The sequence below is a fragment of the Pseudomonas donghuensis genome (assembly GCF_000696345.2).
Classification (GTDB): domain Bacteria; phylum Pseudomonadota; class Gammaproteobacteria; order Pseudomonadales; family Pseudomonadaceae; genus Aquipseudomonas; species Aquipseudomonas donghuensis.
The window spans coordinates 712,820-733,983 of record NZ_CP071706.1 but is presented as its reverse complement, the minus strand read 5'-3'; the positions used below and the strand labels follow the sequence as shown (position 1 = coordinate 733,983).

15 protein-coding genes are annotated in these 21,164 nt (G+C 62.7%); 4 read left to right on the top strand and 11 right to left on the bottom strand.

What is annotated here, in order from left to right:
• The first annotated feature begins 30 nt into the window (after window positions 1–30).
• Window positions 31–1,140 carry an AGE family epimerase/isomerase gene (locus BV82_RS03300; protein WP_036995515.1) on the top strand — a complete coding sequence of 370 codons (1,110 nt, stop codon included), beginning with the start codon at window positions 31–33 and terminating at the stop codon, window positions 1,138–1,140.
• A gap of 84 nt (window positions 1,141–1,224) precedes the next feature.
• On the opposite strand, the gene BV82_RS03295 is transcribed toward BV82_RS03300, so the two are convergent.
• The 6 genes from BV82_RS03295 to BV82_RS03270 all read right to left on the bottom strand — a co-directional run bounded on the left by BV82_RS03295 (window position 1,225) and on the right by BV82_RS03270 (window position 7,753).
• Entirely contained in the window at window positions 1,225–1,992 is a 768-nt protein-coding gene (locus BV82_RS03295; RefSeq protein ID WP_010221629.1) for an SDR family oxidoreductase, read from the bottom strand.
• Between the two features lie 678 nt (window positions 1,993–2,670).
• Window positions 2,671–3,387, bottom strand: a complete 717-nt coding sequence (locus BV82_RS03290) for an ABC transporter ATP-binding protein (RefSeq protein WP_010221628.1) — start codon at window positions 3,385–3,387, stop codon at window positions 2,671–2,673.
• A complete protein-coding gene (locus BV82_RS03285) occupies window positions 3,384–4,259 on the bottom strand; it encodes an ABC transporter ATP-binding protein (protein WP_010221627.1) in 876 nt (291 codons plus the stop codon). The genes BV82_RS03290 and BV82_RS03285 overlap by 4 nt, the downstream gene beginning before the upstream one ends.
• Entirely contained in the window at window positions 4,256–5,539 is a 1,284-nt protein-coding gene (livM, locus tag BV82_RS03280) for a high-affinity branched-chain amino acid ABC transporter permease LivM (protein WP_010221626.1), read from the bottom strand. Before livM ends, BV82_RS03285 begins: the two co-directional genes overlap by 4 nt.
• Window positions 5,540–5,541: 2 nt before the next feature.
• Entirely contained in the window at window positions 5,542–6,456 is a 915-nt protein-coding gene (locus BV82_RS03275; RefSeq protein ID WP_010221625.1) for an ABC transporter permease subunit, read from the bottom strand.
• A gap of 160 nt (window positions 6,457–6,616) precedes the next feature.
• Window positions 6,617–7,753 (bottom strand): branched-chain amino acid ABC transporter substrate-binding protein, encoded by a 1,137-nt coding sequence (locus BV82_RS03270; RefSeq protein ID WP_010221624.1) that lies wholly within the window; start codon window positions 7,751–7,753, stop codon window positions 6,617–6,619.
• Window positions 7,754–8,223: 470 nt separating this feature from the next.
• Between BV82_RS03270 and pncB the strand changes: the two genes are divergently transcribed.
• On the top strand, window positions 8,224–9,426 hold the full coding sequence (gene pncB, locus BV82_RS03265) for a nicotinate phosphoribosyltransferase (protein WP_010221623.1): 1,203 nt from the start codon (window positions 8,224–8,226) through the stop codon (window positions 9,424–9,426).
• A 3-nt stretch (window positions 9,427–9,429) separates the two neighbouring features.
• Complete coding sequence (nadE, locus tag BV82_RS03260; protein WP_010221622.1) at window positions 9,430–10,257, top strand: ammonia-dependent NAD(+) synthetase; 828 nt, start codon at window positions 9,430–9,432, stop codon at window positions 10,255–10,257.
• A gap of 95 nt (window positions 10,258–10,352) precedes the next feature.
• On the opposite strand, the gene azu is transcribed toward nadE, so the two are convergent.
• On the bottom strand, window positions 10,353–10,799 hold the full coding sequence (gene azu, locus BV82_RS03255) for an azurin (protein ID WP_010221621.1): 447 nt from the start codon (window positions 10,797–10,799) through the stop codon (window positions 10,353–10,355).
• 354 nt (window positions 10,800–11,153) lie between these two features.
• Here azu and BV82_RS03250 point away from each other — a divergent pair, with 354 nt between their 5' ends.
• Window positions 11,154–11,741, top strand: coding sequence for an LOG family protein (locus tag BV82_RS03250; RefSeq protein WP_010221620.1), 588 nt, complete (start codon window positions 11,154–11,156; stop codon window positions 11,739–11,741).
• Between the two features lie 90 nt (window positions 11,742–11,831).
• Here BV82_RS03250 and BV82_RS03245 read toward each other — a convergent pair whose 3' ends face one another.
• The 4 genes from BV82_RS03245 to BV82_RS03230 form a co-directional block, all read right to left on the bottom strand.
• On the bottom strand, window positions 11,832–12,737 hold the full coding sequence (locus BV82_RS03245; protein ID WP_036995512.1) for a transglutaminase family protein: 906 nt from the start codon (window positions 12,735–12,737) through the stop codon (window positions 11,832–11,834).
• Window positions 12,737–15,223 carry a circularly permuted type 2 ATP-grasp protein gene (locus BV82_RS03240; RefSeq protein WP_036995510.1) on the bottom strand — a complete coding sequence of 829 codons (2,487 nt, stop codon included), beginning with the start codon at window positions 15,221–15,223 and terminating at the stop codon, window positions 12,737–12,739. The genes BV82_RS03245 and BV82_RS03240 overlap by 1 nt, the downstream gene beginning before the upstream one ends.
• 39 nt (window positions 15,224–15,262) lie before the next feature.
• A complete protein-coding gene (locus tag BV82_RS03235; RefSeq protein WP_036995509.1) occupies window positions 15,263–18,547 on the bottom strand; it encodes a transglutaminase family protein in 3,285 nt (1,094 codons plus the stop codon).
• A gap of 200 nt (window positions 18,548–18,747) precedes the next feature.
• Complete coding sequence (locus BV82_RS03230; protein WP_036995507.1) at window positions 18,748–21,051, bottom strand: YgiQ family radical SAM protein; 2,304 nt, start codon at window positions 21,049–21,051, stop codon at window positions 18,748–18,750.
• Between the last annotated feature and the right edge of the window lie 113 nt (window positions 21,052–21,164).

Here is a 21,164-nt window from a genome sequence, read left to right as displayed (position 1 = left end):
CAAACGCACTGACCGCGACGAACTTTCTCCATGCCCGACCTTCGTACTGCCCAGCCTCAACTGCCCGCCCTGCTCGCCGAGGTCCAGGCGCACTTTGCCCAGCGCATCGTGCCGCTGTGGCAAGGCCCGGGCTGGAATGCAGAGATGGCCCTGCCCTTCGAAGCCCTCGACTCGCAGCAGCAGCCATTGCCTGCGCAGCGCTACCGGGCCATGGCCTGCGCGCGCCAGCTGTACCTGTTCAGCAGCCGCATCGAGCAGCCCGGCGCCAGCGAGCGCGCCGCGGCTCTGTTTCGCTCGTTGCAGCGGCACTTCCATGATGCCGAACACGGCGGCTGGTTCTACAGTATCGATGCCCAGGGCAAGCCGCTGGACCGGCGCAAGGACCTCTACACCCACGCCTTTATCGTCTTCGCCTGCGCGCATTACTGGGGCAAGGTTCGTGAGCCACTGGTCGAATCGACCCTCAATGCCGCGCTGGAAGTGGTGGCCGTGCAGTTCGCCCGCGATGACGGCCTGTACGAAGCGAGCCTTGGCGAAGATTGGTCGGACCTGGCCAGCGGCCCGCTGCAAAACCCGCTGATGCACCTGGCCGAAGCCTTCCTTGCCACCCTGGCAGTGCGTGACGATGAAGCCGTTCAACACGCGCTGGAAACCCTGGCAGCGGCCATGCAGATGCACTTCATCGATCCCGATCACGGGGTGATGCTGGAAAAACCGCGCGGCGCTGTGGATAACTGGTTCGAACCGGGTCACCAGTTCGAATGGTTCTACTTGCTGGAGTCTTCGCCGCGGCTACGCGGTGGTGAGTTGCATGGGTCGCTCAGCCGGGCATTCACCTATGCCGAGCAATGCGGGGTGAAGGACACCGCGGTGCTGGCAATGCTCAGCGCCGATGGCCAGGTGCGCGACGCTACCCAGCGCATCTGGGCCCAGGCTGAATACCTGCGCGCCCTGACCTTGCGCCCGGAGAGCGCCGCCACGGTGCTGGCCCAGCTCAAGGCGCTGCAACAGAACTTCCTGCATGCCGGTGGCTGGTATGAGTGCCGGGATGCCAGTGGCAAGGTCAGCCGCTTCGATATGCCATCGACTACGCCTTACCATCTGGCGACGTGCCTGGAAGGCTTGCAGCGTCAGGTCTGACGCTATCGCCGGCAAGACCGGCTCCCACAACGGCCCTGGTGGCCAGCCCCCCCTGTGGGAGCTGGCTTGCCAGCGATTAGGCCCTCACGCCTTGCCCGAACGATCGATAGAGAAACCCGCCCACGCCTGACTGACCGGCATCAGCTCAAGGCTGTTGATGTTGATGTGCGCCGGCTGGTTCATGATCCAGAAGATGGTCTCGGCGATATCCTGCGGCTGGATTGGCTCGGCCCCGGCATAGGTGGCGTCGTAACGCGCCTGGTCGCCACCGAAACGCACCAGCGAGAACTCGCTCTCGCACAGGCCCGGCTCGATGTTGCTCACCCGCACGCCAGTGCCCTGCAGGTCGCAGCGCAGGCTCAACGAGAACTGCCCGACGAACGCCTTGGTGCCGCCATACACGTGGCTACCCGGGTACGGATAGTTACCGGCCACCGAGCCGACGTTGAGGATGGTCGCACCACGGCCATGGGCGATCAGCCGTGGCAGCAGCAGGCGGGTGCTGTACATCAGGCCCTTGATGTTGGTGTCGACCATGGTTTCCCAGTCATCCAGGTCACACTTGGGCGCCGGGTCCGCGCCCAGGGCCAGGCCGGCGTTGTTGATCAGCCCGCGCAGCTTGGCGAACGACGGCGGCAGGTTGGCGATGGCTTCTTCCATGGCCTTGCGGTCACGCACATCAAGTACCAGGCCGTGCACTTCGGTCAGCTGGGACAGCTCGGCGCACAGCGCTTGCAGGCGCTCCTGACGGCGACCGGTGAGCACCAGCGACCAGCCGGCTTCAGCAAAACGACGGGCGCAGGCTTCACCGAAGCCGGATGTTGCGCCAGTGATGAAAACGGTAGAGGTCATGCGGGTCTCCTTGATGAGGCTGATCACAGGGTTTTCAGCATGCCCACCATCGCATCCGGCAGCAAGCCATTCGGTTTACTGTACAAAAATCGATCAAACCTTGGAAAGGCCCGGTATAGAAGGCCTGCGGCAAACTTTGCTCATCTTATCCACAAGCCCTTCCACAAAATCCGGGGGCAACTTGAAAACCCTGAAAGCCATGTAATCCGGGCCTTGCGCAAGTATTTTCCTTGACCTTGGGCGCTGGCCTTGACCTCAGGGCCGTGGCGCGCGCTCACGGCGCGGATTTCCATGATGGCTCCAGGCCTGTAACTACGCTGTGTACGTCGATCTTTCCAAGGCTTGCCCACAGAGTTATCCACAGGCATTTGGAGCCCGTTAATCGCTATTTGCACTAAGGACAAAACACTTGACAAACCCTGATGCGAACGCCGGAAAAAAACCTGATCAAAAAACAACCACAAGCCTGAAGGCCTTGTAAATAAAGGCCTACAGCAAGCTGCACCCAAGTTACCCACAGTCGCTTCCACACCAATGGTGGACAACTCAAAAGCTGATAAAACAGCCAGTTAAAGCGACTTTCTGTCGCGCCCAAAAGAACGTTACCGCAAGGTTTTCCACAAAACTGTGGACAAAAAAAGACGCCCCGTCAGGCGGGGCGCTTTTTCCAGCTACAGATCAGTGCCCGCCCAGATAAGCGTTACGCACCTCCTCGTTGACCAACAGCTCCTGGCCAGTGCCAGTCATGCGGATATGGCCGTTGACCATCACATACGCGCGGTCCGAGAGCTTCAGCGCATGGTTGGCGTTCTGCTCCACCAGGAAGATGGTCATGCCGGTCTGCGCCAGCTCGCGCAAGGTGGCGAAGATCTGCTTGACCACGATCGGCGCCAGGCCCAGCGACGGCTCATCGAGCAGCAGCAACTTGGGACGGCTCATCAGCGCCCGGGCGATGGCGAGCATTTGCTGCTCGCCGCCGGACATGGTCATGGCGCGCTGGTTGCGCCGCTCCTTGAGCCGTGGGAACAGCTCGAACATGCGCTGCATGTCCTCGCTGGCGAACGTGTCGCCAATGGGGATGGTGCCCATCATCAGGTTCTCTTCCACCGACATGTCGGGGAACACCCGCCGGCCTTCCGGCGACTGGGCGATGCCGTTGGAGGCGATATAGTGCGAAGACTTGTGGGTAATGTCGGTGCCACGGTAGACGATCTGCCCGGCCGCCGCCCGCGGCTGACCAAAGATCGACATCAGCAGGGTCGACTTGCCGGCACCGTTGGAGCCGATCAGGCTCACCGTTTCACCTTCATCGATGTGCAGCGAGACTTTTTTCAGGGCCTGGATCGGCCCGTAAAACACGTCGATCTCTTTCAGTTCGAGGATCGCTGTACTCATACCAGTTCCTCTTCATCGGCGCCCAGGTAAGCGGCAATCACCGTCGGGTTGTGACGGATGTCCTGTGGCGCGCCTTCGGCGATCAGTTTGCCGTGGTCGAGCACCACGATATGGTCGGAAATACTCATGACCATGCCCATGTCGTGCTCGATCAGCACCACGGTCAGGTCATGCTCGTCGCGCAGTACACGGATCATCTTGCTCAGCGCTTCGGTTTCCTGCGGGTTGAGGCCGGCGGCCGGTTCGTCCAGGCAAATGATTTGCGGGCGCGTGCACATGGCCCGGGCAATCTCCAGGCGACGTTGCTGCCCGTACGACAGCTCACCGGCCAGGCGGTTGGCACAGTCGACCAGGTCGACCACTTCCAGCCAGTAGAAGGCATGGTCCAGGGCATCGCTTTCGGCCTTGCGGTAGCCCTTGGTGTTGAGCACGCCAGCCAACAGGTTGCGGTTGACCCACATGTGCTGGGCTACCAGCAGGTTCTCGACCACCGACATTTCCCGAAACAGGCGAATATTCTGGAAAGTCCGCGCCAGGCCCGCGCGGTTGACCAGGTGGGTGCCGCCGAACATCTTGTAGTGCAGGCGGTTGATGAAGCGCTTGGGCGAGACGAAATCGCCCAGCCGGAAGCGCTCGCCCAACAGCTGGATCACGTTGGTGCGGGTGCCGCGCAGGTTCAGTTCGATGTTGCCGCCACTGGCTTTGTAGAAGCCGGTCAGGCAGTTGAACACCGTAGTCTTACCCGCACCGTTGGGGCCGATCAGGGCGAAGATGGAGTTGCGCTTGACCTTCAGGCTGACGTCACTGAGCGCCTTGATCCCGCCAAACTGCATCATCAGGTTGTCGACCGAGAGAATCACCTCATCGCTCATGGCGCTACTCCTTTACGCGGGACTACACCGGTACGGCTGATGCGAATCAGGCCGCGCGGTCTCCAGATCATCATCAGCACCATCAGCACGCCGAACAGCAGCACCCGGTACTCGGAGAAACTGCGCAGCAGCTCGGGCGCCACGGTCAGCACGAACGCCGCGATCACCACACCGACCGTCGAGCCCATGCCGCCGAGCACAACGATGGCGAGGATCAGCGCCGACTCGAAGAAGGTGAACGACGACGGGTTGACGAAGCCCTGGTAGCTGGCAAAAAACACCCCGGCAAGGCCGGCGGTGGAGGCGCCGAGAGTGAAGGCCGAGAGTTTCACCAGCACATGGTTCAAGCCCATGGAACGGCAAGCGATCTCGTCTTCGCGCAGCGCTTCCCAGGCGCGACCGACCGGCATGCGGGTCAAACGGTGCTTGATGTACAGCACCGCCAGCACCACCAGGAACAGCACGATGTAAATGAACAGGAATTTCAGGTTGGGGTTGTAATCAACGCCGAAGAACTCGTGGAACGGCACCCCGCCGTCCTTGGCCCGCCGGCCAAACTCCAGGCCCATGAAGGTTGGCGAAGGCACCGGCATGCCGTTGGGACCACCGGTGAACGACAGCCAGTTGTTGAGCACCAGACGGATGATTTCACCAAAGCCCAGCGTCACGATGGCCAGGTAGTCACCATGCATCCTCAGCACCGGGAAGCCCAATATGCACCCGGCCAGCGCCGCGGCCAGCGCCGCCAGCGGCAACACGGTCCAGAAGCCCAGCCCCAGGTACTGGTAACCCAGCGCCAGGCCATAGGCGCCGATGGCATAGAAGGCCACGTAGCCCAGGTCGAGCAGCCCCGCCAGACCGACCACGATGTTCAGGCCCAGGCCCAGCAGCACGTAGATCAGGCCGAGGATGACCACGGTGAGCAAGTACTTGTTGGCGAAGAACGGAAAGACGATGGCAATCACGATCAGTGCCGGGATGATCCAGCGCAGCCGCGACTTGTAGTCCGGCGCCAGCACGTGCACGCCGGAACCACTGCCCTCGAAGCCCTGGAGGATCGACTGGCCCTTGGGCGTCTGCAGGAACAGGCTGAGGATAAAGCGCCCGGCCATCACCCCGGCCACCAGCCAGGCAACACGGGTGGGTTCCAGGTTGAAACTGTAGCCGTCGAGCACCACGCCGACGATGGGCCCGAACACGATCAGGGAAATCAGCCCGGCGAGAATCGCATCGATCAGGCTGCGCTTGATATCGAATGTAGTTGTTTTGGCAGCAGACATACTTACACCTTCGCCACGAGTGGGCGACCCAGCAGGCCTTGGGGACGGAAGATCAGGATCAGCACCAGCAGCGAGAAACTGAACACGTCTTTGTAGTCGGAGTTGATCAGCCCGGAGAACAGCGACTCGGAAATACCGAGGATGATCCCGCCGAGCATGGCGCCCGGTAACGAGCCGATGCCACCGAGCACCGCGGCGGTGAAGGCCTTGATGCCGATGATGAAGCCGGCATAGAAGTCGAAGGTGCCGTAGTTCATGGTGATCAGTACGCCGGCCAGGGCCGCCATTACCGCACCGATGACGAACACATAGGAGATCACCCGGTCGGTGTTGATACCCAGGATCGAGGCCATCTTGCGATCCTGCTGGGTGGCCCGGCACATGCGCCCAAGCTTGGTGAACTTGATGATGTAGGTGAGTGCGGCCATGCCGACGAAGGCAGCCACCAGGATGAAGATCTTGGTGTAGGTCAGTTGGACGAAACCGGTGCCCACCTCGACGCGCCAGGCGCCTTCGAGCAGGGTCGGTACGCCTTGCTGGCGTGCGCCCTGGCTGATCTGCGCGTAGTTCTGCAGGATCAGCGAGATACCGATGGCACTGATCAGCGGTGCCAGACGGGTGGAGTTGCGCAGGGGTTTGTAGGCAATGCGTTCGATGGTCCAGCCGTAGACTCCAGTGACCACCACCGTGAAGATCAGCGTCCCGAGCATCAGCAAGGGGAAGGATTCGATACCGAAATACGCCAGCAATGCCAGGCTGATTGCCGCCAGATACGCGGAAATCATATACACCTCGCCGTGCGCGAAGTTGATCATGCCGATGATGCCATAGACCATTGTGTAGCCGATGGCGATCAGGCCATAGACAGACCCGAGGGTCAGCCCATTGACCAGTTGCTGCAGGAAAATACCATCCATAACGCAATCTCACGTATTTGAGATTGCACAAGCGCCGACTACGGTGAGCCCTGGATGAAGCGGCTCTCGCAGCGCAGGGTTGTGCAGATCTACGAGAAAAGACAGGTACGGCGCAAAACCGGGCAGCGACCCGGGCACAGGCCCGGGTCGCCTACCGTTGTTATTTTTGTTTTTCCAGTTGGTGATACTTGCCGTCCTTGTCCCACTGGTAGACCACGTAGTCGGAGACCGTCAGGTCACCCTTGCTGTCCCACTTCTTCTCACCCATCACGGTTTGCACCGGGTTGGCCTTGAGCCACTTGGCAGCGTCTTCGCCCTTGTTCGACTTGGCGCCGTTGAAGGCGGCGGCCAGGGCCTGAACCGAGGCGTAGGCATACAGGGTGTAGCCTTCAGGTTCGGTGCCGCCTTTGCGGAACTCTTCAACCACTGCCTTGCTGTCTGGCAGCAGGCGCGGGTCGGCGCCGAAGGTCATGTACACGCCATCGACGTACTGCGGGCCGCCAGCGGTGGCGACCAGTTCGTCAGTGACGATGCCGTCGTCGGACATGAACTTGACGTCTTTCAGACCCGCCTCACGCAGTTGCCGGACCAGTGGGCCGGCTTCCGGGTGCAGGCCACCGAAGTAGACGACGTCGGCACCGGTTCCGCGGATCTTGGTGACCACAGCGCTGAAGTCCTTCTCGCCACGGGTCAGGCCTTCATACAGCACTGGTGTCACGCCGCGTTTGACCAGTTGAGCCTTGGTCGCATCGGCCAGGCCCTGGCCGTAGGTGTCCTTGTCGTGCAGGACCACGACCTTCTTGCCCTTGAGCACATCGACGATGTAGTCGCCGGCGACGATGCCCTGCTGGTCATCACGCCCGCACATGCGGAACATGCCGGTCAGGCCGCGTTCGGTAACTTGCGGGTTGGTCGAACCCGGGGTGATGGCGATGACACCGGCTTCGTCGTACACCTCCGAAGCGGGGATGGTATTGGACGAGCAGAAGTGCCCGACCACACCGACGACCTTTTCCTGATCAACCAGGCGGTTGGCCACGGCCACGGCCTGCTTCGGCTCGCAGGCATCGTCACCCTTGACCAGCTGAATCTTCTCGCCGTTGACACCGCCTGCGGCGTTGATCTTGTCGGCCGCCGCCTGTGCACCTTTCATGTACTGCTCGCCAAACGCTGCGTTGGCACCGGTCATCGGGCCTGCTACGCCGATCTTGATGTCGGCCTGAACATACGAAGAAACGCCCAGCGCCGTAGCCACGGCAAGGGCCAGAAAGCCTTTCTTGTAAAACGTCTGCGACATGAGGTGGTGCTCCTGGAGTTTTTTTTGGTTGGCACTACAACTTTCAGCAATTGCTCTGAGCAAGCGCCGTGCCAGTGGTTTTTTATTCTGGAAAAACTCGTGAACAAGTTGCAGCGCAAGGATTCGCGGCCTTTTTTTATTGGTCGTGCAACCGTCTGCCTCACGGCAAGCGCCACCCGTTCCAGCAAAAAAGAGCAACCGCGAAGTGCCATCATTGCAACCCTTGGTTGTGGTTACGTGCAACCGGCCTGTAACAGGATGCGTAACCGAACTGCACATCCGTGGTGCGCGACTGCTACAGCGGGCACCATTACAGGCTAGCCGCTGAGCGCTAAAAGCGCCGCTACCTGTAGCCTGCTACTGAATTACCCCAGGCCTGGCCTGCCCCCGCAGCGATAAAGGCTGGCACAATGCGCAGGTCTGTGCGTCGTCGCGGCTGGTGATGGCGTGCGCCCCCTTTGGAGCCCTTTATGAGCGAGAGTGCATTTGCCGATCGCATCGTGCAGAACCTGCTCGACACCGACTTCTACAAGCTGACCATGATGCAGGCCGTGCTGCACAACTACCCCAACGTCGACGTTGAATGGGAGTTCCGCTGCCGCAATGGTGAAGACCTGCGCCCTTATCTGGCGCAGATCCGCGAACAGATTGAGCAACTGTGCGAACTGAGCCTGGGTAATGGCCAGTTGGGTTTTCTTGAGCAGATCAGCTTCATGAAGCCGGACTTCTTGCGCTTTCTCGGGCTGTTCCGTTTCAACCTGCGCTACCTGCAACTGGGGGTGGAGAACGATCAGCTGTACCTGCGCCTGCGCGGGCCCTGGCTGCACGTGATCCTGTTTGAAGTGCCTTTGCTTGCGATCATCAGCGAAGTACGCAACCGCCATCGTCATCCGCAGGCAAAGCTCAGCGACGCACGCGACCAGCTGTACCGCAAGTTCGACTGGCTCAAGGCCAATGCCAGCAGCGACGAGCTGGCCGAGTTGCAGGTCGCCGACTTCGGCACCCGCCGACGCTTCTCCTACAAGGTTCAGGAAGAAGTAGTACGGGTGCTCAAGGAAGATTTCCCGGCGCGCTTTGTCGGCACCAGTAACGTGCACCTGGCACGGAAGCTGGATATCAAGCCCTTGGGGACCATGGCCCATGAATGGATCATGGCCCATCAACAACTGGGGCCGCGGCTGATCGACAGCCAGATCGCCGCGCTCGATTGCTGGGTGCGCGAATACCGCGGGCTGCTTGGCATCGCCCTGACCGACTGCATCACCATGGATGCCTTCCTGAGCGATTTCGACCTGTACTTTGCCAAGCTGTTCGACGGCCTGCGCCATGACTCGGGCGACCCGGTGCAGTGGGCGGAAAAGGCCATCGCCCACTACCGCAAGCTGGGGATCGACCCGATGACCAAGACCCTGGTGTTCTCCGACGGCCTGAACCTGACCAAGTCGCTGGAGATCTTCCGTGCCCTGCGCGGGCGGATCAACGTCAGCTTCGGCATCGGCACCAACCTCACCTGCGACCTGCCCGGGGTGGCGCCGATGAGCATCGTGCTTAAAATGACCGACTGTAACGGCCAGCCCGTCGCCAAGATTTCCGATGAGGCGGCCAAGACCCAATGCCGCGACGAAAACTTCGTCGCCTACCTGCGCCACGTCTTCAAAGTGTCCAAGGAGTAATTCATGCAAGCCGTCCAGCGAGAGATTGCGCAAGCGCTCAAGGTCCAGCCGCCGTTTACCGACAGCGCCGCGCTCGACGCCGAAGTCGCCCGGCGCGTGGCGTTCATCAAGACCTGCCTGAGCAACGCACGGCTCAAGACCCTGGTGCTGGGCATCAGCGGCGGCGTCGACTCGTTGACCGCGGCGCTGATGGCGCAACGGGCGATCAACGAACTGCGCCGCGAGACCGGTGACGAGCAGTACCGCTTCATCGCCGTGCGCCTGCCCTACCAACTGCAGCACGACGAGCACGATGCCCAGGCCTGCCTGGAGGTGATCAAGGCAGACGAGGTGCACACCGTCGACATCGCCCCGGCCGTGCGGGCCCTGGCAGCCGAGGTCGAGGCCCTGGAGAACGGCACGCCGGCAATGGTCGACTTTGTCGTCGGCAATACCAAGGCGCGCATGCGCATGGTTGCTCAGTACACCATCGCCGGCGCCCGTCAGGGCCTGGTGATCGGCACCGACCACGCCGCCGAAGCGGTGATGGGCTTCTTTACCAAGTTTGGTGATGGTTCCTGCGACCTGGCACCGCTCAGCGGCCTGGTGAAGAACCAGGTACGGGCCATCGCGCGCAGCTTTGGCGCGCCGCACTCATTGGTGGAAAAGGTCCCGACGGCGGACCTGGAAGACCTGGCGCCCGGCAAGCCGGACGAAGCATCCCATGGGGTGACCTATGCGCAGATCGATGCGTTCCTGCATGGCGAGCCGGTGAGCCAGGAAGCCTTCGACATCATCAGCGCCACGTACCGCAAGACCCAGCACAAGCGCGAGATGCCGTTCGCGCCTTGAGGCGCTGATTGAATCGCCGGCAACGCCGGCTCCCGCAGTAATCGGTGTGGGAGCCGGCGTTGCCGGCGATGGGCTGCAAAGCAGCCCCAGGGCAATTACTTCAGGGTAACAGTGCCTTTCATCATCGAGATGTGGCCAGGGAACGAGCAGAAGAAGCCGTACTTCTCGTCTGCCTTGAGCTTGGACACGTCGATGGTCAGCGAATCCTTCTCGCCAGCGCCAATGATCTTGGTATGGGCGATCACGCGCGCGTCGCCTTCTTTCAGGTAGCTCTTGTCGATGCCAGCCGCCAGGCCGTCGGTGGCGATTGGCTGCATGTCAGCTTCTTTGCTGATCACCAGGTTGTGGCCCATGACGTTCTTCGGCAACGAACCGGAGTGGGTCAGCTCGACGGTGAAGGTCTTGCAGCTCTTGTCGATTTCGATGGCCTTGGTGTTGAAGGACATCTGGTCGGTGGAGTCGATCGTCGCCTTGCACTCAGCGGCAAATACCTGAGTGCTGGCGAGGGTCAGCAAGGATACTGCTACAACTTTGGCAAACATCGTGAATCTCCATGGCAGGGGTTTTTATCAGTTTGAAGACTGCCTGAAACCGCAAGGCCGGCCCATGATGTGGGTCAAGCGCTGGCCGAAGAGCCAGGCAGTGAATTTGTTCTATGGATTGTATACAGGAAATCTAAGTGCCCATCATGCACCTTTGAGGGAGGATGAGACAACCTCTCATTTAGGAGTAAATGATCATGTCCTTTGGTACTTTCCTGAACAGCCTCCTGGCCGCCTACGCCTGCGGCGCTGCTGGCGCCTCCTGCGAGTTTGCCCGGCCGGAGTGAACACTGCGGGCTTGGAAGCGAGCGGCCAGCGCCTTACTCTGTGTGCGCTTGTAACCGGAGAGAAGCAATGCCCGTACGTTCCGTTTGTGTATTCTGTGGCGCCAGCACCGGCGTCAACCCGGCCTACCGCGAGGCGGCCATCGCCCTCGGCCAGGCCATCGCCGAGCGCGGCCTGACCCTGGTCTACGGCGGTGGCGCCGTGGGCTTGATGGGCATCGTTGCCGATGCGGCCATGGCTGCGGGCGGCGAGGTGATCGGCATCATCCCCGAAGCGCTGAAAAACGCCGAGATCGGCCACACCGGCCTGACCCGCCTGGAAGTGGTCGACGGCATGCACGCGCGCAAGGCACGCATGGCTGAACTGAGCGACGCCTTCGTCGCCCTCCCGGGCGGCCTGGGAACCCTGGAAGAACTGTTCGAAGTCTGGACCTGGGGCCAGTTGGGCTACCACGCCAAGCCGCTGGGCCTGCTCGACGTCAACGGCTTCTACAGCAAGCTGGGCAGCTTTCTCGACCATGTGGTGGAAGAGGGCTTCGTACGCCCGCAACACCGCGCCATGCTGCAACTGGCCGACTCGCCCGCCGAGCTGCTCGACGCCATGGACAGCTTCGAAGCCCCGGTCCTGCCCAAGTGGGTCGACAAAAAGCCTGACTGACTGTGGGAGCGGGCTTGACCCGCGATCGAGCGCGTAGCGGTCGCAATCCAGGCAACACCTGATGGGCCTTATCGCGGGTCAAGCCCGCTCCTACAAGGCAGCGGCTTCATCCAGCGGCATCACCGTGACCTGCACCTGCGGGTCATGGCAGCCGCCACCGAGGATCACCCCGCGCAACGGCGACACATCGGAAAAGTCCCGGCCCCAGGCCAGGGTGATGTGCTCCAGCGCCGGGCGCAGGTTGTTGGTGGGGTCGAAATCGATCCAGCCCTGCCCCGGGCAAAATACCGAAACCCACGCATGCGAGGCATCGGCACCGATCAGCCGTGGCTGGCCGGGTGGCGGCCGGGTCAGCAGGTAGCCGCTGACATAGCGCGCCGCCAGCCCACGCGAACGCAGACAGGCGAGCATCAGGTGGGCAAAGTCCTGGCACACCCCACGACGGCGCTCCAGCACCTCCACCAGCGGCGTGGCGACCTGGGTAGCGTCGGCGTCGAAGGTGAACTCAGTAAAAATCTTCTCCATCAGCGCCTGCACGCCCGCCAGCAATGCCTGCCCGGGTTGAAAACAGGACTCGCTGAAGACAACGAAGCGCTGCTTGAGCCGCACATAAGGTGACTCGAAGCGGTAGCGACAGGCTTCCAGAGCCTCGCTCGAAAGCGGCTGGTTGGCATAGGTCAGGGCATCGCGTACCTGCTCCCACGCGGGCGCCGCGGCAAAGTCCGGCGCGGCCCGCTCCAGCACTTCGATTTGCAAGCGCGCCACCACCCGCAACTGCTCATGCTGGCGCTCGAATGCCAGGCGGGTCAGCGGGTTGCCGAACACATCCCACTCATCACGGCGCTGGGTCGGCTGCGGGCTGACCTGCAGGGCCTGGGCCGTACAGCGTTGCCAGGCACAAGGCCGCGGCCACAGGTGCGCCAGCTGCTGGGCCAGGGACACCGGGCTGTCGTAGCGGTAGTGGGTGTCGTGAACAATCTGGTAGCGGGCACTCATCACAGCGACACCGTCTGTTGGCTGACATCATCGACATGAGCGAAATGGCGTAGGGCCAGGCGCTCGGAGAGCTCGCCACTGGCGATGGCGACCGCTTGCAGCAGATCAGCCAGCCCGGCCAACACCGCCTGCACGCTGGCGTTGCCGAACAGTGGATGCTCCAGGCTGCGCAGGTCGAAGTGGCGCAATTGCTCAGCCAGCAGGGCCAGGGCCGGATCGCGAGGGCTGTCGAACTCTTCGCTCAAGCGCTGGTTGGCACGCACCAGCAGCTTGAGCTGGAACAGCACCGCGTGGGGGTTTTGTTCATCGAGCAACAACAGATCGAGCACCGGGATCAGTTGCGCAACGGCCAGATAACGCGAGCGATAAGTGATGCTGCTGTTGCCCAGCTCCAGCAACCATTCAAGCCCGGCTTGATCGTACACCGCCGGCCCGCGCAGAAACGCCGCCAGGCTACTGCACAGCGATTGCAGACGCTCGATGCGCCGGCCAAGCATCAAAAAGCGCCAGCCCTCGTCGCGGGTCATATCGTCCAGGGCAAACCCCGAGAGCGCCGCCAGCGACATCACCAGGCGGTTGAGAACATCCACCCGTTCGCCGAAATCCGCCTCGCCATCCTCCAGGCATTGCGCCTCCCGCTGCAGCTCGACCAGCGCCTGCCAGTTCTCCCGTGAGAGCTTGCCGCGCACCTGCGACGCCGCCCACTGCAGGCGCAGCAGGTTGGCGCGCAGGCTGAACGCCCAGTCCGCATCATCCAGCGCCGCGCGCAAGCGCCCGGGCAAGTCGCCCTCCTCCGGCAGCAGCGACAACTCATCGGCCAGCTCCACCGCTGCTTGCAAGGCCAGCGGATCGTCGCCGTCCAGGTAACGGGTTAGGATGATCCGCAGCAAACGCGCACTGGCATCGCAACGCTCGCAGTAGCGTCCGAACCAGAACAGGTTCTCTACCACGCGCGATGGCAGGTAAGGGTCCTGACGGATCAATTCGGCCACACCGATAGTGCGCTGGGCCCGCCACTGTTCACCCTGTGGTGCCGCCTCGCCAAGTACCCAAGTGTCCTTGCTGGCGCCGCCGCGCTGCATCGACACCACTTCGGCATCGGCCTGGGCCGCGACCCGGGTCAGGCCACCGGGCAACACCCGATACCCCTCGGCCGTGGCCACCGCATACACGCGCATGCCAATGGCCCGCGCCTGCAACTGGCCCTGCTCGGCCTGCCACACCGGCGCCTGGGACAACTGCGCCAACGCCTGGGCCACGTAGGCATAGGGCCGGGCCTGGATGCGCTCGGCCAGGGCCTGGCGTTGGGCCGGGTCGAGGTCGCGACCGAACACCGGGCTGAAACTCTGCGAGGGAAACGCCGGCCTGACCACCAACATGGGCAACTGCTCCAGGGCGCGGGCCATCACCGGAGGCTCACCACACCACCAGGTGGCAATCGACGGCAGGCTCAGGTCTTCAGCAAAAAAACGCTGGTTGATCGCGGGCAAAAAGCCGAGCAGGCCAGGCGATTCCAGCACCCCACTACCCAGTGCATTGGCCACCAGCACCCGGCCCTGGCGCACCGCATCAAGCAAACCGGGCACGCCCAGGGCCGAATCGGTGCGCAGCTCCAGCGGGTCGCAGAAGTCATCGTCCAGGCGGCGCATGATCGCGTGCACCCGACGCAAGCCGCTCAAAGTCTTGAGGTACACCGTGGCGTCGCGCACGGTCAGGTCGCTGCCCTCGACCAGTGGATAACCCAGTTGCCGAGCCAGGTACAGGTGCTCGAAATAGCTCTCGTTAAAGCGCCCCGGAGTCAGCAGCACCACCAGCGGCGCGTCCTTGTCGCTTGGCGCCAGACGCGCCAGGGTCTGTTGCAGGGTGCGGAAAAACCCGGACAGGTGCTGCACTTGCAGATCGCGGTAGAGCTCGGGCAAGGCCCGCGAGACGATGGTGCGGTTTTCCAGCGCGAAACCTGCACCCGACGGCGCCTGGGTACGGTCGGCGGTTACCCACCAGCGACCGTCCGGGGCGCGAGCAAGGTCCACGGCGTAGATATGCAGGTAAGTCCCTTCCGGCGCGGCGATACCCTGGCAGGGCCAGAGAAAATTGTTATGGCCATAGACCAGCTCGGCCGGCAGCAGGCCTTCACGGATCAACTGCTGCGGCCCGTAGATATCGGCCAGCACCGCATTGAGCAAACGCGCGCGCTGTTCAACTCCGGCCGCCAGCTGCTGCCATTCGGCGGCCGGCAGCAGGTGCGGCAACAGGTCCAGCTCCCACGGCCGGTCGGCGCCCTTGGGGTCGGCATAAACGTTGTAGGTGACGCCGTTCTCGCGTAACTGGCGGGTCAACGAGGCCTGGCGTTGAGCCAGTTGCGCCGGCCCGCTGCGCTGCAGGTAGGCGCACAGCGGTTGCCAATGGCCACGCACGGCGCCTTGGCCTTCGAGCATCTCGTGATAGGTCCCCGCACTCAGCGGGTAAGCATCAAACAGGTCAGGCATGGCAATGCTCGAAGGCCACAAGTCAGTTCAGAGTAGCGCTCAGTTGCGGCGCAAATCCAGGGTAAAGGGTAGTTCCGGGTTCACCTGCGGCTCAGCGATCGCCATCACGCCCGGGCTGTGCCCAAGGCGGAAGAAGCGCGCCTGACGCCGGCTCTGGGCTTCGTTGGCATTGACCGGCAGGGTCTGGTAACTGCGCCCGCCCGGATGGGCGACATGGTACTGGCAGCCGCCTAGCGAACGGCCCATCCAGGTGTCCAGCAGGTCGAACACCAGCGGCACATGCACCGCGATGGTCGGCTGCAAACAATTGGCCGGCTGCCAGGCGCGATAGCGCACGGCGGCGACGAACTCACCGACCCGCCCGGTTGCCTGCAAGGGTAGCGCCCGACCGTTACAGGTCAGTTGATAGCGCTCCGGCGACAGGCCGCTGACCTTGACCTGCAGGCGCTCCAGCGACGAATCGACATAACGCACGGTGGCACCGCCACTGCCCTCCTCGCCCAGTACATGCCAGGGTTCCAGGGCCTGGCGCAGTTCCAGTTCAATGCCATTGACGGCAAAGTCGCCGACCTTGGGAAAGCGAAACTCCAGGTGCGCGGCGAACCACTCGGCCCGCAGCGGGTAACCTGCGGCGTTGAGCTCGACCAGCACATCAGCGAAGTCCTGCTCGATAAAGTGCGGCAGCATGAACCGGTCATGCAGTTCGGTCCCCCAGCGGGCCAGGCGCTTGGGCGCATAAGGTTCACGCCAGAAACGCGCGACCAAGGCACGCAGCAGCAGTTGCTGGACCAGGCTCATGCGTGCATGCGGCGGCATCTCGAAGGCACGCAGCTCAAGCAAACCCAGGCGCCCGGCCGGACCATCCGGGGAATACAGTTTGTCGATGCAGAACTCGGCGCGATGGGTGTTGCCGGTAACGTCGATCAGCAGGTTGCGCAGCAGCCGGTCGACCAGCCACGGCGGGCATTGCTCACCGGCCTCGGGCATCTGCGCGAAGGCGATTTCCAGCTCATACAGGGCATCGTTACGCGCTTCATCAACCCGCGGCGCCTGGGACGTCGGGCCGATGAACAGGCCGGAAAACAGGTAGGACAATGACGGATGGTTGTGCCAGTAGCTGATCAGGCTGCGCAGCAGGTCGGGGCGGCGCAGGAAGGGGGAGTCGGCCGGCGTCGCGCCACCAAGGACGAAATGGTTGCCGCCACCGGTACCGGTGTGACGGCCGTCGATCATGAATTTTTCGCAGCTCAAGCGCGTCAGCCGCGCCTGTTCGTAGAGAAACTCGGTGCGCTCCACCAATTCATCCCAACTGGCCGAAGGCTGCACGTTGACCTCGATGACGCCGGGGTCGGGGGTGACTTTGAAATTGGCCAGGCGCGGATCGGCCGGTGGCTCGTAGCCTTCGAGGATGACCGGGCAATGCAGCTCGGCCGCGGTGGCTTCGATCACTGCGAGCAGCTCGAGGTAATCCTCCAGCCGTGACAGCGGCGGCATGAACAGGTACAACCGCCCCTCACGCGGCTCGGCGCACAGCGCCGTGCGCGTCAGCCAGTCTGCCGAAGCATCGATCTCGGGGGCTGCGCGCTCCTGCTGGTCGACTGCCTGCTGCGCACTGGCCTTGAGCAACTCTTCACAACCGGGCAAGTCGCCCAAGGTCTGGTTCGGGTCGGCGGGGTGCACATAGGGGTATTCAGCGGCTTTGACCCAAGGCTGCGCCGCCAGCGGCAAGCGATAGCCAAGCGGCGAGTCGCCAGGCACCAGCCGGCAATGTTCATCACGCAGGTACCAGCGCCCACTCTGCCAGCGTTGTTCGTCGGCGCTGCGGGCCAGCGGCAGAACCTGGCCGATGACCTGGTCCAGGCCCTGGCCAAACACCTTGCGCAGCCTCGCCCGTTCCATCTCGTCGTTCAGGCGCGCATCGTCGGCGCGCACATTGGACGGCAAGCCGCCCTCGCGCCATAGGTAATAGAGGTGGTCTTCATAAGCGGCGAAGACATAGCGTGGCGGCAGCTTCAGCCGTTCGGCAACGCTGGCCAGGAAGCGCCCGGCCAGGTTGCTGTCGGCACCGAGGTCCTCCTGCTCGTCGGCAATCAACGCCGGGTTGCTCCACAACGGCACACCATCGCGGCGCCAGAAGCAGTTGAGCGACCAGCGCGGCAGCTGCTCCCCCGGATACCACTTGCCCTGGCCGAAGTGCACCAGAGCGCTGGGGGCGTAATGCTTGTACAGGCGCTGGAACAGTTCGCCCGCCAGGCGCCGCTTGTTCGCACCCAACGCGGCGGTATTCCACTCGGCGCCGTCAGGGTCGTCGATGGCCACGAAGGTCGGTTCACCGCCCATGGTCAGGCGTACATCCGCCGCTTTCAGGTCGCTATCCACCTGCCGCCCGAGGGCAACGATGGCCTGCCATTGCTCATCGCTGTAGGGCAACGTCACCCGTGGCGATTCCCACAGGCGCTCGACGCTCATGTCATGTTCGAAGGTGCATGCGCAGGGCTCGACCAGGCCACTGATCGGCGCCGCTGAAGTCGGATCGGAACTACAGGCCAATGGAATATGACCTTCACCGGCAAACAGCCCTGAGGTGGCGTCCAGGCCGACCCAGCCAGCACCTGGCAGGTACACCTCGCACCAGGCGTGCAGGTCGGTGAAATCTTCTTCGGTGCCGGACGGCCCGTCCAGCGACTTGATGTCGGCCGTCAGCTGAATCAGATAACCGGAGACAAACCGCGCCGCCAAGCCCAGGTGGCGCAGCAGTTGCACCAACAGCCAGGCCGAATCGCGGCAGGAGCCGGAGCCCAGTTCCAAGGTCTGCTCCGGGGTTTGCACGCCAGGCTCCAGGCGAATCAGGTAACTGATGTCTTCGCTCAGGCGCTGATTGAGCGCCACCAGGAAATCGACGCTGGCTTGCGGCGCGCGCTCGATGCTTTGCAGGTAGGTGGCGAACATCGGCGTCAGCGGCAGCTGTTCCAGGTAGGGCATCAGCTCATGGCGTTCGTCACGGCCATAGCTAAAGGGAATCTGCTCGGCGTAGGGTTCAAGGAAGAAGTCGAAAGGGTTGAACACCGCCATCTCGGCGACCAGGTCGACTTCGACACGCAGGCTGTCGGTCTTTTCCGGAAACACCAGGCGCGCCAGGTAATTGCCCTGTGGGTCCTGCTGCCAATTGATGAAATGCCCACCCGGTTGCACTTTCAGTCCGTAGGAAAGGATCCGCGTGCGGCTGTGGGCCGCCGGACGCAGGCGCACGATTTGCGGGCCCAGTTCAACCGCACGGTCGTAGCGGTATTCGGTGACATGGTGCAAGGCGACATGAATCGACACGGCGGGCCTCCTGCGAGCCTGGGCGGTAGTGGAACCGCGCAAGACTTGTGCCATGGCCCCAGGCCTGCGATTCCTTGCATGCAGCCCGTACCGTCGCACTCAAAACGCACCGTAGCGAGGCCGCCGTGCAAGCCTTGCACAGATTTGAGGCTTTGCCAGCGACGCAAACAAAAACGCCAGCCCGAAGGCTGGCGTTTCAGTTAGCGCGGCAGAACCGGCTGGCGGGCGGGCTTCTTCTTGCCCTTGCCGCCCTTGGCGGCATCCTTGCGCGCCTTGGCCGCTTCCTGGTTGCGGGCAAACGCCGCAGCCTTGGCCTGTTCGCGCTTGTCCCAAGGCTTGGAACCGTCACTGGCACGCGGCGGCAAGCCGTTGTGCTGGGTGAGGATCTTCTGTTCCTTGGCCACCTTGTGGCTGCCGGCCGGGGTCGAGTTCTTGCGCCGGGCACTCTGGTAGCTGTCGGTCGCCGGCTGGTGCAGCGGGATCAACTGGTGCTTGCCCGGGCCGATCAGGTCGGCACGGCCCATGCGTTCCAGGGCTTCACGCAGCATCGGCCAGCCCTTCGGGTCGTGATAGCGCAGGAACGCCTTGTGCAGGCGGCGCTGCTGCTCGCTCTTGACGATGGTCACCGGGTCGCTCTTGTAGGTGACCTTGCGCAGCGGGTTCTTGCCCGAGTGATACATGGCCGTGGCCGACGCCATTGGCGACGGGTAGAACGCCTGCACCTGGTCGGCACGGAAGCCGTTGCCCTTGAGCCACAGGGCCAGGTTCATCATGTCTTCGTCGGTGGTGCCCGGGTGCGCGGCGATGAAGTACGGGATCAGGTACTGCTCCTTGCCCGCCTCTTTCGAGTACTTCTCGAACATGCGCTTGAAGCGGTCGTAGCTACCGATGCCCGGTTTCATCATCTGGTTCAGCGGGCCTTCCTCGGTATGCTCCGGGGCAATCTTCAGGTAGCCGCCGACGTGGTGGGTCACCAGCTCCTTGACGTACTCCGGCGATTCCACCGCCAGGTCGTAACGCAGGCCCGAGGCGATGAGGATCTTCTTCACCCCTGGCAGGTCACGGGCGCTGCGGTACAGCTTGATCAGCGCCGAGTGGTCGGTGTTCAGGTTCGGGCAGATGCCGGGGAACACGCACGATGGCTTGCGGCACGCCGATTCGATCTCGGGGCTCTTGCAGGCGATGCGGTACATGTTCGCGGTCGGGCCACCAAGGTCGGAGATCACCCCGGTAAAACCGGGAACCTTGTCACGGATCTCTTCGATCTCGCGAATGATCGACTCGTGCGAACGGTTCTGGATGATGCGCCCTTCGTGCTCGGTGATCGAGCAGAAGGTGCAGCCGCCGAAGCAGCCGCGCATGATGTTCACCGAGAAACGGATCATGTCGTAGGCAGGGATTTTCTCCTTGCCGTACGCCGGGTGCGGGATGCGCGCATAGGGCATGCCGAACACGTAGTCCATTTCTTCGGTGGTCATAGGAATGGGTGGCGGGTTGAACCAGACGTCCACTTCGCCATGCTTCTGCACCAGGGCACGGGCGTTGCCCGGGTTGGTTTCCAGGTGCAACACGCGGTTGGCGTGGGCATAGAGCACCGGGTCGTTGCGAACCTTCTCGAACGACGGCAGACGGATGACCGTCTTGTCGCGGGTCATGCGCGGGCTGGCGAGAATCTGCACCACCTTGGCTTCGTTCGGGTCTTCGACCTCGCCCTTCTCCTGCTCGATGGCGCAGGCCTGGGTGTCCTGGGTGTTGACGTACGGGTTGATGATCTTGTCGACCTTGCCCGGGCGGTCGATACGGGTCGAGTCAACCTCGTACCAGCCTTGCGGGGTATCACGGCGTACGAAGGCAGTGCCGCGAATGTCGGTGATGTTCTCGATCGACTCACCGAACGACAGGCGCTGGGCCACTTCGACGATGGCCCGCTCGGCGTTGCCGTACAGCAGGATGTCGGCGCAGGCGTCGATCAGGATCGAATGACGCACCTTGTCCTGCCAGTAGTCGTAATGCGCAATACGGCGCAGGGAGGCTTCAATGCCGCCGAGGACGATCGGCACATGCTTGTAGGCTTCCTTGCAGCGCTGGCTGTAAACCAGGCTGGCGCGGTCCGGACGCTTGCCGGCCATACCGCCCGGGGTGTAGGCATCGTCGGAACGAATCTTCTTGTCGGCCGTGTAGCGGTTGATCATCGAGTCCATGTTGCCGGCCGCGACGCCGAAGAACAGGTTCGGCTCGCCGAGCTTCATGAAGTCGTCTTTGGACTGCCAGTTCGGCTGGGCAATGATGCCCACGCGAAAGCCCTGGGCCTCCAGCAGGCGGCCGATGATGGCCATGCCGAACGACGGGTGGTCGACGTAGGCATCACCGGTCACGATGATGATGTCGCAGGAATCCCAGCCGAGCTGATCCATCTCCTCCCTGCTCATCGGCAGGAACGGTGCTGGCCCGAAGCATTCGGCCCAGTACTTGGGATAGTCGAAAAGTGGTTTGGCTGCTTGCATGTCAGTGACCGGTGGCTAATCGATGAAAAATCGCGGGCGCGGAATATAGCACAAAAATTGACCAAATCCGACGGTGGTGGTCGGAATCAACCCACAACAATTATTTACCGCCC

Excerpts from the sequence above, each read along its gene's own strand:
- pncB (WP_010221623.1), top strand. The coding sequence starts at position 8,224 with ATGAGCGAGAGTGCATTTGCCGATCGCATCGTGCAGAACCTGCTCGAC.
- BV82_RS03250 (WP_010221620.1), top strand. The coding sequence starts at position 11,154 with ATGCCCGTACGTTCCGTTTGTGTATTCTGTGGCGCCAGCACCGGCGTC.
- BV82_RS03285 (WP_010221627.1), bottom strand. The coding sequence starts at position 4,259 with ATGAGCGATGAGGTGATTCTCTCGGTCGACAACCTGATGATGCAGTTT.
- livM (WP_010221626.1), bottom strand. The coding sequence starts at position 5,539 with ATGTCTGCTGCCAAAACAACTACATTCGATATCAAGCGCAGCCTGATC.
- BV82_RS03270 (WP_010221624.1), bottom strand. The coding sequence starts at position 7,753 with ATGTCGCAGACGTTTTACAAGAAAGGCTTTCTGGCCCTTGCCGTGGCT.
- nadE (WP_010221622.1), top strand. The coding sequence starts at position 9,430 with ATGCAAGCCGTCCAGCGAGAGATTGCGCAAGCGCTCAAGGTCCAGCCG.
- BV82_RS03245 (WP_036995512.1), bottom strand. The coding sequence starts at position 12,737 with ATGAGTGCCCGCTACCAGATTGTTCACGACACCCACTACCGCTACGAC.
- BV82_RS03230 (WP_036995507.1), bottom strand. The coding sequence starts at position 21,051 with ATGCAAGCAGCCAAACCACTTTTCGACTATCCCAAGTACTGGGCCGAA.
- BV82_RS03275 (WP_010221625.1), bottom strand. The coding sequence starts at position 6,456 with ATGGATGGTATTTTCCTGCAGCAACTGGTCAATGGGCTGACCCTCGGG.
- BV82_RS03295 (WP_010221629.1), bottom strand. The coding sequence starts at position 1,992 with ATGACCTCTACCGTTTTCATCACTGGCGCAACATCCGGCTTCGGTGAA.
- azu (WP_010221621.1), bottom strand. The coding sequence starts at position 10,799 with ATGTTTGCCAAAGTTGTAGCAGTATCCTTGCTGACCCTCGCCAGCACT.
- BV82_RS03240 (WP_036995510.1), bottom strand. The coding sequence starts at position 15,223 with ATGCCTGACCTGTTTGATGCTTACCCGCTGAGTGCGGGGACCTATCAC.
- BV82_RS03300 (WP_036995515.1), top strand. The coding sequence starts at position 31 with ATGCCCGACCTTCGTACTGCCCAGCCTCAACTGCCCGCCCTGCTCGCC.
- BV82_RS03290 (WP_010221628.1), bottom strand. The coding sequence starts at position 3,387 with ATGAGTACAGCGATCCTCGAACTGAAAGAGATCGACGTGTTTTACGGG.